The organism is Salinimicrobium sp. CAU 1759 (assembly GCF_054482715.1).
Map to the genome: position 1 here is coordinate 361264 of NZ_JBTLRK010000001.1, position 19861 is coordinate 381124.

12 protein-coding genes are annotated in these 19861 nt (G+C 43.0%); 1 reads left to right on the forward strand and 11 read right to left on the reverse strand.

Annotation, left to right across the window (positions count from 1 at the left end; translation table 11 throughout):
* Positions 1-23: 23 nt before the first annotated feature.
* A complete protein-coding gene (locus ACXYMT_RS01630; RefSeq protein ID WP_459057346.1) occupies positions 24-473 on the forward strand; it encodes a nucleoside deaminase in 450 nt (149 codons plus the stop codon).
* Positions 474-736: 263 nt separating this feature from the next.
* Here the strand turns inward: ACXYMT_RS01630 and ACXYMT_RS01635 are convergent, their stop codons facing one another.
* From ACXYMT_RS01635 to ACXYMT_RS01685, 11 genes are all read right to left on the reverse strand, one after another.
* A complete protein-coding gene (locus ACXYMT_RS01635; protein ID WP_459057347.1) occupies positions 737-1606 on the reverse strand; it encodes a glycoside hydrolase family 16 protein in 870 nt (289 codons plus the stop codon).
* A 72-nt stretch (positions 1607-1678) separates the two neighbouring features.
* Positions 1679-3952: a beta-glucosidase BglX gene (gene bglX, locus ACXYMT_RS01640; protein WP_459057348.1), complete on the reverse strand. Its 2274-nt coding sequence runs from the start codon at positions 3950-3952 to the stop codon at positions 1679-1681.
* Positions 3953-3987: 35 nt separating this feature from the next.
* On the reverse strand, positions 3988-6315 hold the full coding sequence (locus ACXYMT_RS01645; RefSeq protein WP_459057349.1) for a glycoside hydrolase family 3 N-terminal domain-containing protein: 2328 nt from the start codon (positions 6313-6315) through the stop codon (positions 3988-3990).
* A 2-nt stretch (positions 6316-6317) separates the two neighbouring features.
* Positions 6318-7721 carry a glycoside hydrolase family 30 protein gene (locus ACXYMT_RS01650; protein ID WP_459057350.1) on the reverse strand — a complete coding sequence of 468 codons (1404 nt, stop codon included), beginning with the start codon at positions 7719-7721 and terminating at the stop codon, positions 6318-6320.
* Between the two features lie 5 nt (positions 7722-7726).
* Entirely contained in the window at positions 7727-9481 is a 1755-nt protein-coding gene (locus ACXYMT_RS01655; RefSeq protein WP_459057351.1) for a cellulase family glycosylhydrolase, read from the reverse strand.
* Positions 9482-9499: 18 nt separating this feature from the next.
* On the reverse strand, positions 9500-10936 hold the full coding sequence (locus tag ACXYMT_RS01660) for a glycoside hydrolase family 30 protein (RefSeq protein ID WP_459057352.1): 1437 nt from the start codon (positions 10934-10936) through the stop codon (positions 9500-9502).
* 28 nt (positions 10937-10964) lie between these two features.
* Complete coding sequence (locus tag ACXYMT_RS01665; protein WP_459057353.1) at positions 10965-11987, reverse strand: glycoside hydrolase family 16 protein; 1023 nt, start codon at positions 11985-11987, stop codon at positions 10965-10967.
* Between the two features lie 156 nt (positions 11988-12143).
* Positions 12144-13076, reverse strand: a complete 933-nt coding sequence (locus ACXYMT_RS01670) for a hypothetical protein (protein WP_459057354.1) — start codon at positions 13074-13076, stop codon at positions 12144-12146.
* A gap of 12 nt (positions 13077-13088) precedes the next feature.
* The gene (locus tag ACXYMT_RS01675; protein WP_459057355.1) at positions 13089-15164 is read right to left on the reverse strand and encodes a hypothetical protein; all 2076 of its coding nucleotides are present in this window, start codon (positions 15162-15164) and stop codon (positions 13089-13091) included.
* A 12-nt stretch (positions 15165-15176) separates the two neighbouring features.
* Complete coding sequence (locus ACXYMT_RS01680) at positions 15177-16688, reverse strand: RagB/SusD family nutrient uptake outer membrane protein (protein WP_459057356.1); 1512 nt, start codon at positions 16686-16688, stop codon at positions 15177-15179.
* Between the two features lie 11 nt (positions 16689-16699).
* Entirely contained in the window at positions 16700-19813 is a 3114-nt protein-coding gene (locus tag ACXYMT_RS01685; protein ID WP_459057357.1) for a SusC/RagA family TonB-linked outer membrane protein, read from the reverse strand.
* Positions 19814-19861: the final 48 nt, after the last annotated feature.

Below are 19861 nucleotides of genomic sequence, written 5' to 3' on the forward strand. Positions count from 1 at the left end.
ATCTTGAAATTGTATTTTTGAATATGCAATTAGTTTTTGACGACAGCTATTTTATGCGCAAGGCGCTGGAAGAAGCACAACTTGCCTATGAAAAAGGGGAAATTCCCGTAGGGGTAGTTATTGTGGTCAGAGAACAGGTCATTGCACGAGGTCACAACCTCACAGAACTTTTAAATGATGTTACAGCCCACGCCGAAATGCAGGCCATCACCTCTGCAGCCAATTTTCTCGGCGGGAAATACCTCCTCGACTGCACCATGTATGTCACTTTGGAGCCCTGCCAAATGTGTGCGGGTGCCTTGTACTGGAGCCAGATCTCCAATCTTGTCTTTGCAGCATCGGACACGGAAAGAGGCTACAGAAAAATGGGCGCAAAACTCCACCCCAAAACGAAGGTCAAAAATGGCATTTTAGAGCAGGAAGCGTCTGAGTTGTTAAAGAGGTTTTTTATTGAGCGGAGGAATCTAAATTAGATCGCTCAGCTGCCAGACACAAGAGACAAGACCTTTTTTACCTTTTGAGGCTGAAAGTCTCAAAACTTTAGTTCAGCGCAAGGCTTCGGGATTCTAAGGGTCCTTATTGATAAGCCTGCAAGGCTGAAAAATATTCCTTCCGAGACCTTGCCCGGCCTATGATCTTTGTGCCATACAGGCTCAGACTCTGTTGCGGCCAGGCAAAAAAAATACCCTCCAAAAATGACAGTTTTGAAGGGTATTACAGGCTAAGAGACAAATCTCTATTGGGTGATCAATACCCAGTCTACCAATACTTTTGCTTTTCCTGCTTTGATAAGGTCCACTGTTGACTGAGGAAGCCCGTTGTAGGGTTCTTCCACACGATTGGTCTTGAAAGGATATGCACCGCCAAGGGCAAGGTTTACAATGAGGAATTTTGGATTATCAAAAGCCCATTCTCCATAATGTTGCACCATAGGTTTCGTAACCCGGTAGATCAGTCGGCCATCAACTCTAAAATCGAATCCTTCGGGTGTCCAGTCTACTGAATATACATGCCAGTCTGTAGCACTCTCTCCCTCCGGAAAAAAGTATTTATTCACTAAAGGTGTTTCTCCGGAATAACCGGGCCCGTGTAGGGCAACCCCTATCCAATCGGTTTCTCCTACATATTCCATAATGTCGATCTCGCCTGTTGCAGGCCAGTCACCGCCACCAAGTGCCCAGAAAGCTGGCCAGAATCCAGACCCTTCGGGAAGTTTCATTCTCGCTGCCGCAGTCCCATAAGTAAACATCACCTTATCCCGGGTATTGATGCGCCCCGAAATAAAATCAAAGTTCTTTCCGTTTATGGTTGTAAAATCGGGCGAATAATGCGCCTGAAGAACTAAAGCACCACTTCTAGCTCCCTGCGCTTCTTCGCCCTTTACTGTATAAATAGTGGCCGTGGAATCAAAATAAGCCTGCTGTTCATTGTTCACGTGGAAATCTGTACCTACCACGTTCCATTTAGTTCTATCAAATGAGTCTTGAGAAAAATCATCAAAAAATAAAGTATCGCTTTTTTTTGTTTGAACTGAATGCTGGGCGAAGAGGCTGTCACCTGAGCAAACCACCAACGCAAGAAGGGCGACTGTAATATAGTTTTTCATTTCTTTCATTTTAAAATTCATTATTCACCTGAAAAGGAGAGTCTCAAAAATGTCATTTTTGAGACCCTTTATTTATTTAAGCCTGAAGGTATCAGTTTTTAGATCTACAGAATTACCACCAACCATAACCTTAAATTCTCCCGGCTCTGAAGTCCATTTCTTTTCAGCATTGTAGAACTCAAGTAGGTCATTTGTGATCTCAAAAGTTACTTCTTTAGTCTCCCCGGGCTGCAGTTCAACAAGCTCAAATCCTTTAAGTTCAATTACAGGTCTTGTAGTGCTGGCAACCAGGTCGCGCAGATATAATTGCACTACTTCCTTTCCTGCTGTACTTCCGGCGTTTGTTACCGGCACAGTCACCTCAATAGATCCATCCTGAGTCATCTCCTTTGAAGATAATTTCAGGTCACCATAGTCAAAGGTCGTATAACTAAGACCGTAACCAAATGGATACAATGCTGTCTTTTCTTCATCTGTATAAGCTGAATAAGTTACATCTGTAGGATTGGTGGGGCGGCCGGTCATCTTCTGATTGTAATACAATGGCTCCTGGCCAACGGCTCTCGGAAACGAAACCGGAAGTTTTCCTGAAGGATTATATTTTCCGAAGAGCACATCGGAGATAGCGTTTCCGCTTTCGGTACCCAGCTGCCATGCAACGAGGATCGCAGGAATATTTTCCGAAGCCCAGGAAATTTCTAAAGGTCTTCCGTTTTGAAGCACCAGAATTACATTTTTATTGGCGGCATAGATCTCTTTCATCAGCTCCTTTTGAACACCTGCAAGACCTATATTCACCTGGCTTCTTCCTTCACCACTCTGGAAAGCATCTTCTCCCAGGGCAAGGATCACAAGGTCTGCCTTCTTAGCAGCATCTACTGCCGCTTTGAAACCAGATTTATCTGTGGTGTTGATCTCAAGAGGCTTTAGGAAGCTTTTTTCTCCTACCCCGAGATCGGCTCCTTTTGCGTATGTTACTTTAACATTTTTTCCGACTGCATTTTTCACACCTTCCAGAATAGAGACCGCAGAGTTTGCTTCTCCCTGGGCGCGCCAGTTTCCTATTGGAGTATTCTTGTCATCGGCCAGGGGACCAATCACAGCAATATTTTTAACTGAAGAACTCAGCGGTAAAAGGTTCTTTTCATTCTTTAGAAGAACGATAGATTTTTTAGCCACATCTCTGGCAACTTCTCTGTGAGCAGCCTGGTCAATCTGAGCCATAGCTTTTGGATCTGAATAACGATATGGATCTTCAAAAAGGCCAAGTTTGAACTTCACTCTTAAGATCCTTTTCACGGCCTCGTTGATCAATTCCTCATCTACTTTTCCCTCCTCAACCAGCTTGACAAGTCCGGTTTCGTAGGCGCCACCTTCCATATCCATATCGCTTCCGGCTTTAACGGCAATTTCGGCGGCATGAGTAAGATCTTCAGCAAAACCATGATCTCTCATTTCGGCTATTGAAGCCCAATCGGAAACAATGAAACCATCCCAGTCCCAGTTTCCTTTGAGTATCTCTCGCTGCAGAATACGGTGACCTGTGGCGGGAGTTCCGTCAAGATCATTAAAGGAATTCATAAAAGTTGCCACTCCAGCTTTTGCAGCGGCTTTAAAAGGCGGCAGAATAGTATTGTGCAGCTCATTTTCCCCCACGTGTACGGTATTGTAATCACGACCGGCTTCAGCAAAACCATATCCTGCAAAGTGCTTGGCTGTTGCTGCAATCGATGCGGGATTTGAGAGATCTTCACTTTGATATCCTCTTACTTTTGCTTCAGCAACGCGGGAAGTGAGGTAGGGATCCTCTCCTGCACCTTCCATGATGCGGCCCCATCGGGCATCCCGGGAGATGTCTATCATTGGCGCAAAGGTCCAGTTCACTCCATCGGCTGCTGCTTCAAGCGCAGAGATTCGTGCTGTCTCTTCCATCGCCTCAAGATCCCAGCTCGCGGTTTCCCCAAGCGGTACGGGGAACATGGTTTTATACCCATGGATCACATCATATCCAAACATAAGAGGGATCTTGATCCTGGAATTCTCCATGACCAGTTTTTGTGCTTCACGGGTGGCATCAACCGAAAGTACATTCAGCATAGAACCTACCAGGCCTTTTTTAAGCTGTTCCTTGCGGTACTGATTTTGATCTCCGGTTGCCGGGCCGGTAAGATCCCAGGTGCCGCTGTACTGCACCATTTGTCCCACCTTTTCTTCGAGGGTCATAAGAGAAAGTACAGAATCGACTTTTGCTTCTACATTTTTTACTGAACTTTTAATTTCAGCATCCTGTGCCGCGGCTGAAAGGACCGGAAAAAGGCAAGCCAGGAGTAATATTCGCTTTTTCATTTTACTGATTTAATTTGATATTAGAGGTTGCTCAATTAGTTGGTCACCTCAAGATTTGTTTTTAGGTCATCCACCATTAATTCAAAATCACCAGGCTCTACCAGTGACTCTCCTTTAGGAGTGAAGTAGGCAAGGTCTTTTGCATTTAAATTGAAGCGGACAGTTTTTGTTTCTCCCGGTTCAAGAGATATCTTTTCGAACCTTCTCAATCTCTTAACATCGGGCGTACTTTGGCTCGCATAAAGGTCTGACGTGTATAATTCCACGACTTCCTTTCCTGCTCTTTTACCGATGTTGGTCACTTTCACTTCTACTGTGACACTTCCGGTGGTGCTGATCTTGTGCTTATCCAGCTTTAGATCTGAATATTCAAAAGTGGTATAACTCAATCCATCTCCAAAGAAGAACTGCGGATTGTAATCGGCTTCGTAGTTGTACACTCCTTCCGCTTTGGCCTGTTCTTCAGAAGGCTTGTGAATGTACGGGATCAATGCATTCGGATAACGCGGATAATTGTATGGCAACCTTCCGGAAGGGTTAACATCTCCAAATAAAACATCGGCAAGGGCATCACCTCCAAAGTTTCCGGGAAGGTAGGTTTGCACGATCGCTTCCATTTCTCTTTCGAACTTACTGATGATCCGGGGGCGCCCTTCGTTTAGGACAAGAATCACGGGGGTACCGGTCTTTGCGAGTGCTTTGGCTAATTCTGTTTGATGGTCAGACAGGTAGAGATCATTAAGATCCCCCGGCTTTTCAGTATAAGTATTTTCACCTACAGCAAGGATGACGTAATCAACGTTCTTAGCTGCGGAAATTGCCTGCTCAAAATTCACTTTTTCGTCCTCATAGTATTTACCACCCTCGACGTAGGAAACTCCGGGTTCAAAAATGACATTTTCGGCTCCTACTTCCTTCTGAATTGCCTCCAGAATAGTGTTGTAGGATTCAGCAAATTCCGGAGTTTTTTCACCCTGCCATGAGTAGGTCCAGGCACCATTAAGCGTGCGCATAGAATTCGCATTTGGACCAGTGACAAGCACCTTTACATTCTTACCAAGCGGAAGTATATTTTCTTCGTTCTTAAGCAGCGTTATTGATTCGGCAGCCGTGGTGTAGGCAGCTTCTTCAAATTCCTTGCTCCCGAACTTTGGGTAATTCTTATAATGAGTTACAGGAGTTTCAAAAAGGTTAAGTGCGAGCTTAACTTTCAGGATCCTTCTCACTGCATCGTCAATACGTGACTCCTTAACTTCATCCGACTTTACCAAATCAACCAGGTTATCTACAAAAACTTCATATTGATAAGGCACCATTGACATGTCTATACCGGCATTAATTGCCATTTTTATAGCTTCACGATCAGATGCTGCTACGCGGTCGCGACGGTGCAGGTTTTCAATATCGGCCCAGTCGGTCACTACTAATCCTTCAAAGCCAAGTTCCTCTTTAAGAAGAGAGGTAAGTAGGTTGTAATTGGCATGAACCGGAACTCCGTTAATGATCCCGGAATTCACCATGATCGTGTGCGCTCCAGCCTCTACTGCAGCTTTAAATGGCGGCAGGTGATATTCTCTTAAAGCATCTTGCGGAATATAAGATGGAGTTCTGTCCTTTCCAGAAGTTACAGCGTGATAGCCCAAAAAGTGCTTCAGGGTAGAAGCGATATGCTCCGGATGTCCAATATTGTTGTCTTTACCTTCGTAACCATCGATCATCGCCACTCCCAGGACAGATGCCAGATAGGGATCTTCTCCAAAAGATTCCCACATTCTTGAGAAACGCGGATCCATTCCCAGGTCTAAAACAGGAGAGAAATTCCACGGAATTCCGCTGGCACGGGTTTCATAAGCAGTGATCCCGGCTCCCCGCTGAACAAGTTCCGGATTACGGCTGGCTGCCTGCCCTATTTGCTGTGGAAACATAGTCGCACCCGCAGTGTAAGTGGCACCGTGGATCATGTCAACTCCGTAAATTATTGGTATTCCCAGCCTGGTCTCGGCCTTATTGATATCCTGAAGTTCCTTAATCACTTCATACCATTTCTCTTTTGGAAGGGCACGGTTATTTGCGGTATTCAGAAAAGAACCCACATGGTATTCAGAGACTGCTTTTTTGACGAGCTCCTTATCCAATGCGAAGGGTTCAAAGCTAGAATAGCGATCGTCGCCTTTTCCAATAACATCAAGAGTTACCTGGGTCATCTGCCCTACTTTTTCTTCGAGGGTCATTTTTGACAATAGCTCATTGGCTTTAGCAGTAATATCTGCCTTTGAGGGAGCAGTTGCTTTATCCTGCGCCTTAACCCCGCAGCCGGTGGCCATTATAAGGCCCAATCCTAAAATTATCTGTGTGATCTTCATCTTTACAATACTAAGGTCCCTACTGCTCCTGCCGGAAGCTGAAAGGAGGTTTGTTTATTATCCAATTTTACAGTTACAGTTTCTTCTTTTTCCGCTTTGTTCTGAACGATAAGAACGATCTTTCCCTGGGGTGTCAAAAATGCCACATTTGGAAGGTTTTCCGGCATATTGGATTCCACTCTTACAGACCCCGGACGAACAAATTTTGAAGCTTGTGCAATTATGTAGTATGCCGGTTCCCTTGTCACTTCATCACCTGTAATGGTTATCGCGCCAAGGCAGCGGTCGCAGCCCCCTCTATCTGTATGAGGTTGTTGATTTTCATCGGCTGCCAAATTCCACTCAAGGACGTTTCTACTCCAGTTTCGGGTAGCGCCAATAATTAGATTTTCGGTATGCCAGGACATTTCCTGTGCAAAATTTCCCGGTGCCCCAACCCATTGTTCGGTGAAGTAGAGATTCTTGTCGGGGTGGGCATCATGCACTTCAGATAGAGCCTCTATTTCCCCGCCATAGAGATGGAAAGCAGAACCATCAATGTATTGAGCTGCTTCAGGATCATTTAAAATGCTGATGGGGTAATCTGGCCTATCGGCATTGTGATCGTAAATGATGATCTTCGTATCGATATTGTTCTTCTCAAAGGCAGGCCCTAGATGATTCTTGATAAATTCAGCCTGCTCTTCAGCAAGCATAAGCAAGCTTGGGTTATTTCCGGGATGCAGCGGCTCATTTTGAACGGTAATAGCATCTATGGTGATCCCATGATCGGCCATCGCCTCGATATACTTCACAAAATATTCAGCATAAACAGGGTAATACTCTTCAAGAAGACTGCCCCCACGAGTGTCTTTATTATCTTTCATCCAGGCCGGCGGTGACCAGGGAGAACCCATGATCTTAATATCCGGAGCGATCTTTATGATCTCCTTTAAAACCGGAATGACATGAACCGTGTCGTTTGCCAGGCTGAAATTTTCAAGGTTTACATCTGTCTCTCCTTCCGGAATATCATTATAGGAAAATGGTGCTTTATTGAGATCTGAAGCACCAATGCTGAGCCTCAAATAACTCACCCCAATTTCATTTTCACCGGTTCCAAAAAGCTCCTTAAGAAGAGCAGTCCTGGCAGAATCTTTCATTCTGTTAATGTGGAGCGCACTGCCGCCGGTGAGGGTATATCCAAATCCGTCTATCTCCTGAAATGTCTGGGAGGTGTCAATTGTTATTGCTGTTTCAGCTACACTGTCTTCTGCCGAAATTACTTCAAGCGCACGCTCTGCAAGAAGGGATTTTTCATCCAGAGTTGTTAACCAAAGTTTGGCCTGTGTTAATTCCCTGGGCTCATTTGCACATGATGCCAATATGAACAACAAAAGAAAAGAAAAGATATGTTGGGATCTCATAAAGCTCAATTTTGGCGATTAATATTCAGTTCTTCCAGCTTAAAGCCCCCATCGATCACTAAAAACCTCAACCGGTTTTGCCCTTTTTGAAGGGAGATATTATTAATACTTGTTTCCGTCCATTGTGCTCGACTATTGGGAATAACAAAAGCCGGATATTTTTTCCCGTTGATCTCAACGGCAGCCTTTCCGGAAGCATCGGCAGCAGTTCTAAAAGAGAGCTCAAAATTGCCCTTTTCAGATACCTGGAAAGTGTACTGCAGCCACTCTTCAGCATCCATGTCATCAACATAGACCTCATCATAGCTTGTTCTTGGCTCCTTTGGGTAAATATCCACACCATCATTGCGGTAGGTTCGACCCGTGTTCCAGCTTTGCCTTTCTCCCCCTGTGGAGATATAATAGTTAGCAAAAATACTGTCGTGATAGGCTGTCCCCAAGGGTCCCATATCATAATTCGCTGCTTTAATGGTCGCAGAATCATCGACGATAATTTTGGTAAACGGAATGGCTTCTTTGGAATGCGGCTGCCTTATCATGGCATCCACCACCCCTTTGTGGAAGTAATTGTTTTCCAGTTTTGTGTTTTCAGCAAGTTCCATGACCGCTTTATAGGCTTCCTCTTCGGATGGTTTTTCGCCTTCTCCTCTCCAGTATTCAAGCATCTTTTGATATCCGGAACTAACCGGCACTTCCAGAGGGTTATTGAACCCAAGCTTTTTGAGAGGCCACCATGCCCAGCCAATATTATTCTCTTCCATTAGCCTTATAGCATCTGTAAACCAGACGTTCGAATTCTCGCCGGTTTCTCCAAGCCATATTGGAGTATCATATTTTTCCCTGAAGTCAAGGAATTGCTGAATAGAAGCTGTGTCGTTATAGTTCCAGTATTTGTGAAAACTTATGACCATATTGTCATCCCATGGCGGTAGGATGCCATTGTAATTATTTCCCCAGCCGTTGCCTTCAATGATCACGATGTGGTTATTATCAACTTCTCGAATAGCATTAGTAATTTCGACCATCAGCTTTTTTAGAGGCGCATTCTGGGTGTCTTCAATTCCATGTTTATGTTTGCCTTCTTCAAAGGTCCAGTTGGGTTCGTTTATGATATCATACGCTCCTATCCAGGGTTCGTCCTTATATCTTTCAGCAATTTTCTTCCATAGGGCCACCAGCTTCTGCTGGTTAGCTTCACTTTCCCAAAGAGATGGTTTGGATGGGTCACGATCTGAAATATTCACGTCATGTCCCTGTCCGCCGGGAGCAGCATGCATGTCCAGGATTAGGTACATTTCATTTGCTTCGGCCCAACTTAAAAGGGAGTCGGTCATTTGGAAGCCTTTTTCGAGCCAGGTATTTTCTCCTTTTACAGGTTCATCTTCTACAGAAAGGGTGTAAAGATTATAATGCATGGGAAGCCGAACTGAATTAAAGCCCCAGCTCTTCATGGAATCAATATCTATTTTCCGGGTATGATTCTCAAGCCAGGCCTTATAGAATTCATCAGTTTTTTCCTGTCCTATTAACTCTTCTATATGCTCTCTAATCACATACTGCTGACCAGAAAATGGCACTTTAAGCATGTATCCTTCCTGCAGCATATGCCCTCCCAGGCCTATTCCTCTTAAAAGGACATTTTCACCATTTCTGTCCAGGATCTTTTGACCACTGGTGTGAAGGAATTGCGGAAATGAAGTTTCCTGTGAGAATCCTGAAAAAGAAATTGAAAGAAAGACAAGAAGTATGAGCTTTTTCATGGTTTTATTTTATTCAGATCACTTCCACACAAAAGTTCCAACCGAACCGGGTTCAAGTGAAGCGGTAATCCACTTCCCATTGTATTCTACATTAAAAGCCTGGAAACTGTTACCGTCATTCAGCACTATAAGAACCTTGTCCCCAGCAGGGGTTCTAAAAGCCACATTGTGAAGGTCCTCTATCATATTACTTGAGATACGCACAGAACCGGGAGGAACAAATTTTGAGGCATGGGCAATGATATAATATCCTACATTTTCGTTGTATGATGAACTACTACTTACAGTTACGGCACCTTTGCAGGTTGTACATCCTCCTGGAGTATGCGGCCCGAAGTTGGAATTGTTCGCAAGATTCCATTCCAAAGCAGTTTTGCTCCAGTTGCGCATTGATCCTATAATAACATTCTTTAAATGCCATTTTAGATCCCCTCCAAAATCCCCGTTTGAAGCTGTATACTGTTCTGTGAAGTAAATGTCTTTATTAGGATAAGCATCATGAACTGTTGAAAGAGCCGAAATATCTCCTGCATATAAGTGAAAAGCTGAGCCTGCCACATATTGTCTTGCCAGAGGATCATTAAGAATTGAAATAGGATACCCCGGATTATCAGCGTTGTGATCATAGATAATGATGTCGGTATCTATTCCTGCATCTCTAAATGCCGGTCCAAGGGAATTCTTAATAAAGTTGGCCTGTTCTGATGCGGTCATGTGCATGCTGGGATTGTTTCCGGCATGTAAAGGTTCATTTTGTGGAGTAAGGGCATCGATGGAGATTCCCAATTTTTCCATTTCCTGGATGTATTTTACCAAGTAGTTGGCGTAGACATCATAATACCTGGGCAGCAGACTCCCTCCCACAGTACTCTGGTTGTCTTTCATCCATACCGGTGGAGACCATGGAGTGGCCATAATTCCTATCTCCGGATTGATCTCAAGAATTTCTTGAAGGAGAGGGATAACATCTTTTAAATCGGGTTCTAAGCTAAACTCTGAGAGATCTTCATCAGTCTCTCCGGCTGAAAGATCATTATAAGAAAAAGTAGAAGCGCTAAGATCTGATGCTCCAACGCTTATTCTCAAGTAGCTGATACCTATGGAATTTTCACTGCTACCAAAAAGCTTTTCCAGTAATTCCTGCTTCTTGCTGGCATTGAGGCTATTAATAACCTCTGCACTACCCCCGGTCAGGGTAAAACCGAAACCTTCAACAGTTTGATAAGTATCGGAAGTACTAACTTTTATTGAAGGATAGGAATTATAAGTATTTGTAAAAGCGAGAATGCCAGACTGCTTTTTAAACTTTTGCGACTGGTCTCCTTTGGTGAGATAGAAATCCACTTCATTCTCTACCTGTGGAGGTTGAGGAGGAGCCGGTGTATCTGGCTCAGTATCGCTGGTACAAGCGGTATACACCACGAGCAAAAATAAAATTGTGACTAGCCTTAACATAACTTATTTTACCTTCTCAAAAGGAATTTTAATTATAGACCCTTACATAATCAACCTCCATTGTTCCCGAAACAAAATCGGGATCTATGTTACCGCCTAAAGTACCACCCACAGCTATATTAAGAATAAGGAACTGGTTTGAATCAAAAGGCCAGGTATTAGAGTTCTTAGTAGCAGGATTATAGGTGTAGTGCACGTTTCCGTCTACAGAAAAGACTAATTTCTCAGGTGTCCATTCAAGGCCATAAACGTGAAATTCTGTGGTTGCATTATCTACAGAGGTAGTAGCTTTATTTTGTGTGTTACCATAACTTGATGGAGTGTGAATGGCACTAATAACCGTATTTGGATTATTACCCACATGCTCCATTATATCTATTTCTCCACAAGCCGGCCAACCTACAGAAGTAATATTTGAACCTAATGTCCAGATGGCAGGCCAGGTACCACCACCTTGCGGTAATTTTGCCCTTACCTCAACTTTTCCATACTTAAAACTGAATTTACCCTGAGTCTTAAGCCTGGTGGAAGTAAAAGCTGCACCTTCATAATTTTCCTTTTTAGCGGTGATCTTTAAAATACCGTTATCCACCACGACATTGTCAGATCGACTGGTATAAAACTGTGCTTCATTATTGCCCCAGCCTCCATCTCCTCTACCAATATCATAGGTCCACTTCGAAGCGTCTGGTGCTCCACTATAATTGAATTCTTCAGAAAAGATCATACTGGGGGTAACATAAATAGTCACCGATTCCCCTTTGGAAATAAATTCACTTCCCTTATAGGCTGAAACAAATACCTGGTAAGTATTTGTGCCGCTTCCCACGTAGGTATAAGACATGTTATTGGATGTGGTTTCTAATACATCACCATTTCCAAAATTTACTCTATAGGAATTTGCATTTTTGGCCGAAAAGGATAGATTGATCCTCCCACTGCCATCTCCATTTGGATTTGAAGCTGAACTTCCTATTATTTCGATATCGACCGTAAGATCAGAAAGCTTGGAATTATCCTCTTCATTGGGGTCAGAACTGCTGCAGCTCATTGGCATCATCCAAAAAATTAGGCAAAAGAATGGCCCGAGCTTAAAAATTAGCTTTCGAATATTCATTTTAAAAGTATAAAGTATTGATATTATTATCCTGGTAAATTTCCGGAGGAATAGGTAATTCCTCCGGAAATCTTCAGGTATAACCGGCAATTATTCTGCCGGCACTAATCTAAGATACCAGGCATTTCCGGTCTCTGTACCTTGCACCCGCAGGTAAACCATATCTGGAGTTATCTCAAGGATCTCGTATTCTTTTTGAACAGCTCCATAACCTATAAAGGTGTTGGTGCCAGACAAAATGATACTTGTCTTGGTAGATGGTGATGAAGCAGGAATTGCTGTACTTGCCGGAGCAAAAGAGAAATCTGAAGTTCCACCATCATAGTCATAGCATCCTTCATCTCCCGACGCCGGTATTCCCGGCAGGGTAGTGAGGTTACCTGTCTTAGTGAATGCCCCATCCGGAGTATTTACATCCAGAGAGAAATTGTTCTCACCTTCCTGGCTAAAGGTAAATGTTGCAGAATAGAAACAATCTGCTGAACCTTCTTTTTCATTAGGACCTGCAGACCACCATTCAGGAATTACTGAACTATCAGACCATGGTCCTACTCCAAAGTGCCCGGCATTAGGTTTATCAACCACCCAGGTCTTGGACCCGTCTCCTACCAAAGCAGAGATGATCTCAGGCTCCGGCGTAAAGACGCTTTCCACAGTTATTTCATGGGTAAGGTTCGTTGCTGTTCCTCCTGCCCCGTAAGCAATGATCGAAAGCATGTAGGTATTTACTCCTGTTTTAGTATATCTCCTGGAAGTTTGCCCACTAAAAGGTACATAGTTAAGCGTAGATGTAGCACCGTAATCTATTTTATATGCCAGGGCATTATCTGCAGATACGGTAATATTGACTTCCCCCGAACCATCTCCATAAGGATGAGCCTCATCCTGTCCAACGAGCTCCACATCTACCACTACATTAGTAGGTGCAGAAAGGTCTCCCATTTCATAGTCTGTCTCCGAACAACCTACAGCGAAAAGTAGACTGGCAAAGAACAGCATTTTTAACTTTAATATATTTTTCATGTTTGCTACTTTTTAATTTGTCAATCGAATATTATCGAAATAATATGTCTCACCGGTTCCTGCAACATTAAAGTTGAAGAATATTACAATTTTGTCGTAAACCTGAGAAGGGTCTACACCGCTAAGATCAAAGGTCAACGTTTCCCATTGACCGCTCACTGTTGTATTGACAGTGGTTTCGGCAGCAATGGAATTATCACCAGAATTTTCCACTTTAAAAAGTACCGGCGCTCCTGCTATTGGAGACCATACGTCCACACTTACCTTTGTTTGTGAAGAGAAATCAATTGCCTCATCCAGTTCAAGGAAAGTTCCTGCCCATACCTGAGAACCAGCCGGCTTAGTATATTCGGCCACCTTATCACTTGGATTTACGCCACTTGGATCAGGATTATCAATAATTGGTACTCCATTAGGGACATCAGGTCCAAAGTTGAACCATGAATAATCAAGAGTTGAAGACTCAAAATTAAGTGGTAAGTCTAAAATATTTGGATTTACTGTTCTAATATTATCAAAGTAATAAGTCTCCCCAGTTCCCGAAACTCCGAAGTTGAAGAACAGCACTATTCTTCCATAATCCTGGGACGGATCGACAGCACTGAGATCAAAGGTCAATGTTTCCCACTCGCCGCTAACTGTAGTATTCACAGTCATTTCGGCAGCAATGGAATTATCATCCTTGTTTTCTACCTTTAAAAGAACGGGTGCACCAGCAATTGGAGACCAAACATCTACACTTATATGTCTATCTGTTGAGAAATCAATTGGCTCGTCAAGGTTTAGGAAAGTTCCTGCCCAGGTTTCAGATCCGGAAGGTTTAGTATATTCTGCAACCTTATCGCTTGAATTCACAAAGTTAGGATCTGGATTGTCTACTATTGGAACCCCATTTGCCTGATCGGGTCCAAAGTTATACCAGGAGTAATTTAATTTATCAGACTCAAAGGTAACAGGTAATGTAAGTAGCTCAAGTTTAGCCAGTCTAAGATCATCAAAGTAGAAGGTCGCTCCTTCTCCCGGATTTCCAAAGTCGTAGAAAACAATCACCCTGTCATAATTCACTGAGGGATTAAACATGGCAGAACTTCTAAGGTCAAAGGTCATTTCCTCCCATTCGCCAGAGGTAGTAGTATTTTCAATAACCTCTACAAAAACTGATGGGTTTCCATTTCCGTCTGGCTCTGAACTCGAGTCTTCAATTTTAAGTAGAATAGGTACCCCGGCTTCCGGTGACCACACATTCATTTTAATTGCAGTTCCCTGAGAGAAATCAAGAGGTTCATCAAGAGCTAAAACAGCTCCGGCCCAGGTTTGTGCTCCCACCTCTTCTGTGAGCTCAACTACTTTGGAACTGGTGTTGATCCCGCTCATATCCGGGTTGTCAATCACTTGTGCACTTGCTCCTCCAAATCCAAACCATGCATAATCCAGTTTATTAGATTCGAAATCTACTGGAAAGAATAGAGGATCTGTAATAGTCACCTGTTCTGTAGCCTCAAGGCTGGCCGCACCTCCACTTAGAGCAACAACTCTTACGTCATAAGTACCTATGGTCGCATAGGTATGAGAAACACTCTCTCCCGGCATAAGCGGAGTAGGGTCCTCATCTGCAGTTTCGCCAAAGTAGACGTGGAACAGGGCAGCATAGTCGGCTGTAGCACTCACATTTACAGTGTAGTTATCCTGAGGGTCTCTTGAGATATTTACTGCAAGGTTTTCAGGTGTTCTAAAGGATACCGTAAGTGGCTGAGTACCCTGGAAGGATTCTCCCGCCAGGTTTTTTGCAATAATTACCACATCATAGTTTCCTTCAGCATAAATATGCTGCACAGATTCTCCCGGTCTAATTTCATCTGAAACTGAAGATCCGTCTCCGAAATCTACGACGTACCTACTAACACCTTCACCTGTCGGGGTAATGGTCACTACCCCGGTATTATCATTGGTTATTTCGAAAACTGCACCTATATCATCAGTATTTACTGTGTCCAGGAAAGAAGTATCCTGGTCGATACCATCCTCCAGCGTACAACCTGCGATCGCAAGAAGACTGAAGAGGCCCAGTATAAATTTAAATTTTTTCATGTGTTTCATAATTTATTGCTGATACTGCGGATTTTGTTCTATAAGAGTGTTCTGCGTCTCCCTGTAAGGAATAGGAAGAATTTCATGTTTCCCTGGCACGAAACCTTCATCTGCTAAGAAGTCAGCGGCTCTGTTTGTTCTAACCAGGTCAAAGAACCTGTGGCCTTCCCCGGCCAGTTCCAACCTGCGTTCTCTGTAAATATTCTCCATAGAAACAGGAATACTAGGTAAACCTACCCTGGCTCTTACTGCATCAAGTAAAGCTTGAGCACGCGCTCCTGTACCACCAAGAGCCTCAGCCTCCATTAAGTAAGTATCGGCCAGCCTTATCACATAGTGGTTCTGACGGTAATTAAGAATAGGTTCCCCCGCAGCAGTAGTGACGTCTGAACGAGTAGGAATATATTTATTTAGAAAATAACCGGTATCTTCATAACCAGGCAGGTAATCTGCTGCACCGGCTTCTTCAAGAGCATTTAAATTAAGAATAGTAGCATCCAATCTAGGATCATTCTCCAGAAGATCATAAAGTTCTGGCTCCACAGGATTAAAACTCCATCCCGAAGGAAGATCGGGAGCCGCTTCTGTTAACTGTACGTAAGATCTCGGTCCTACCATCGTATTTATGGTGTTCCCTTCATCATTTCCCTGTCCCCATATTCCCCAATATGAAAAAGATTGGTTAGTATGCGCTACTTCAAGAATAGACTCTGCATTGAATTTGTTGTCTGTTTCCCAAAGGGCTTCAAAGCTATCTAATAACCTGTTCCCGTACTGGTTAGTTTCACCCGGCGTACCATTAACTTCCCGGAGTACAGTTGCAGCTTCTGAATTTTTCCCCTGCCACAGATACACTTTTCCGAGCATTGCCTGCGCGGCACCTTTGGTAAGACGCCCAGCCATTTCAGGCGAAACTGTTGGAGGCAGATCTGGAATTGCAGCAAGTAAGTCTTCTTCGATTTGAGCAAAAACTGCTGATGGTTTTGCCTGTGGAACATTGTTGAATTCGTTACTCGATAGAGGAGTGGTAATAAGAGGAATATTCCTAAACATCCTTACCAGATTAAAATAATATATTCCTCTTAAGGCTCTCGTCTCAGCAGTCAATCGTGCAGTGACTTCTTCATCCATAGGAACTTCCGGCAATTTCGTAAGAAGGAAGTTTGCTCGTGCAACTCCCTGGTAGAAATCACTCCAGTAACTCTGAGGCATTGTAAAAGGGGTAATTGTAAAATCATCAAAACTTTGGATCCCTACCCCATCCGAGGCATTACCTCCACCCGCTCTAAAATCATCGGAGCCGGCGTTGAAGAAAGTCACCATGTTCTCAAATCCTCCGGAATACTTCCTCATAACGTCATAAACTGCTACAAGGCCGGCAAAAGCTTCGCTCTCATTCCTGTAATAATTAGATTCCAGGTTCGTACCCTTTACAGGTACTTCCAGGTAATCCTCGGTACAGGAATTCAGCGTAAATATCACTGCTAATGCAGCTAATACTAACTTGAATGTGTTTGTTTTCATTTTTATTTTTTTTAGAATTGTATGTTGGCTCCAAAAAGTACAGATCTCGCTTGTGGGTAAAAACCTCTGTCAATTCCAAAGACATTTCCTCCAATTTCAGGATCGAAGCCAGTATAATCTGTAAGCGTTAATAGGTTTTCTCCGGTTACATAGAATCTCAATCTTTGAACTCCGTAACTATCGGTAAAGGACTTAGGAATAGTATATCCTACTTGAGCTAATTTCACTCTAAGATAATCACCATCTTCCAAATAGAAGTCAGACATATTACTAAAGTTTCCATTAGTATCATTATCTGTCAACCTTGGATAATCATTTGACGTTCCGGGTCCTGTCCAACGGCTTAGTACCTCTGTTTGGTAGTTTGCACTTGGAATGTCTAAACGTCTAAGACCCTGAAAGATCTTGTTACCCATAGCACCCTGAGTGAACACCATGAAATCAAAGTTCTTATAATTCATGTTGAGGGTAAGACCAAAAGTAAACTTAGGTAGCGGGCTTCCCAGGAACTGCTTGTCATCATCTGTAATAGTTCCGTCGTTGTTAGTATCTACCCATCTAAAATCTCCGGGAACAGCGTTAGGTTGGATAACATTTCCATCTGGTCCTGTGTACGAATTGATTTCTTCAAAAGACTGGAAAACTCCGGCTGTTTCATAGCCATAGAAAGAGTTATACGGTTGTCCAATTTGAGTTCTTGTTATAGGACCCATAGATTGGAATCCTGCAGTACCTGTGGTAATGAATTCTTTGTCCTGACCAAGGTAGGTCACTTCGTTCTCCAGGTAAGTAAGGTTACCGTTTGCAGAGAAGAATAGATCTCCAAAATTTCTGTTGAATCCAAGTTCAAATTCAAATCCGCGGTTTTCCATGTCAGCCACGTTTCCTACAGGAAGACCTGTAGAACCTACATATCCCGGGATCTCGAATTCCTGTAGAATTCCTGAGGTTACCTTCTTGTAGTATTCAAGTGTCATAGTAAGATTTCTAAAGAACCTTGCATCGGCACCAATGTTAAGCTGAGAGGTCTCTTCCCATTTTAGATCGGGGTTGGCAGGTGCATCAGGGCTGTAACCAATAATAATTGAACTACCATCTCGTCCAAATGTATAGTTTCGGCCACCTCCAATAAGAGCTAAATATCCATTTTGTCTAATGGCATCGTTACCGGTGATCCCGTATCCTGCTCTAAGTTTTAAAGTATTAAAGAATTCACTGTCTTCCCAGAAATCCTCATTAGAAACATTCCATCCTGCAGAGAAAGAAGGGAACACACCGAATTTGTTATTCGGACCAAAGTTGGAAGATCCATCTCTACGAATAATACCTGTGAACAAGTATTTTTCATCATAGTTATAGTTCAAACGTGAGAATAAAGAAACTACCCTGTGCTCATTCCCCGTATATGCACTTCCTGTTATTCTTTCTGCAGGAATATTATAATTAAAGGAGGCATCCCTGTAACTGGTAACAGGAAGACCTTGATATGAGGTATATGTACCTTCAGTAATACCATCAACATATACACCCTGTCCTAATAGAACAGTCAAATTGTGCTTTCCAAAAGTGTCGTCGTAAGAAAGAGTATTCTCTAAGTTCCAACCAAAGCCTTTATTTGTGTTTCTACTCAGGCTGTTTGTAGAAGTTCTTACAGTTGAACTTAAGAAGTATTCAGGAGTAAAAGCGTCTCCACCCCAATACGCCAGCTTTCCTCCAATAGAGGTTCTAAAAGAAATCTGCTCTATTGGTTTAAATTCAAGAAATGCATTACCTACAAAATCATCAGACCAGTTATAATTACCCAGTCTGGTATTGATATAAGCCACAGGGTTTGTCATTTCCTGACCTACAAAACTGGAAATACCATATGGATTACCATTAGCATCTCTAAACACCGGGTTACTTGTGTATAACGGTGTATTAGCTACAGCAGGATCGGTTACCACTACCGGAGTGATCGGGTCTAGGTTAAGGGCAGAACTCAATGGTCCCCCATATTCACTGTTCGTATTTCCCAGACCTGTACTTCTTTGGTAAGTATAACCAAAAGTTTGTCCTACTGTGAACCTATCAGACAGATCATGAGTAGAGTTCAAACGCATACTCTTTTTTTGGTATTGTGAAATTTCTGTAGTGACAATACCCTCTGTATCCAGATATCCAAAAGATGCATAATAAGTAGAGACATCATTCCCTCCACTTAAGCTGAATTCGTGTGATTCTCTATTGGCGCTGTCGTTAAAAATTTCCTGTTGCCAATCTGTACCTGTTCCGAAAACAGAAAGGTCGGGATAAAGGATATTTCCTCCCGCCGCTACAGATTTTTCATTCATTATAGCTGCATATTGGGCAGCATTTAAAAGATCAACGGTTTTTTCCGGCGCTGAAACTCCAAAGAAGCCAGTGTAATTTACATTGAGGCGACCTTCAGCTCCTTTTTTAGTAGTAACAAGAATAACCCCCGAAGCAGCACGCGCTCCATAGATTGCAAGGGAAGCAGCATCCTTAAGTACTTCAATGGATTCTATATCCTGTTGGTTTAGATAGCCAATTCCACCGGAATCAACAATAACTCCATCCACTACCCAGAGAGGAGAGTTACCTCCATAGGTGTCAAAAGTGGTAAGACCCCTTACCCTTACTGTAGCAGCAGAGCCAGGTTGACCGGAATTTTGTGCAATTGTTACCCCAGATACACGACCTTGCAAAGTTTGTTCGATTCTACCATTGGGGACAGCTTCCAATTCTTCCGCCTTAACAGAAGAAATAGCTCCGGTAGTCACACTTTTCTTTTGAGTCCCGTATCCTACAACCACCACTTCATCTAGTGCAGCAGCACTAGGTGCAAGAGTGATAATAAGATCTTGTTTGTCTCCCACTAAAGCTTCAATGGTTTCATAGCCCACATAAGAGAATACCAGGATATCCTCGGGCTCAGCCATTATGGCAAATTTTCCATCAAAATCTGTAAGAGTTCCGGTTGTAGTACCTTTAATAATGACATTGGCTCCCGGTAAGGGCATCCCACTGTCATCGACTACGGTACCTGTTACTTCCTGCGTTTGAGCCAAGGCAGAGCTCAAAACAAACAAAAATAACATCACTAAATAATTTTTAATTTTCATTGACTGTTGAATTTAGTTGTTGGTGCATTAATTTTAAGATTTGTGTTT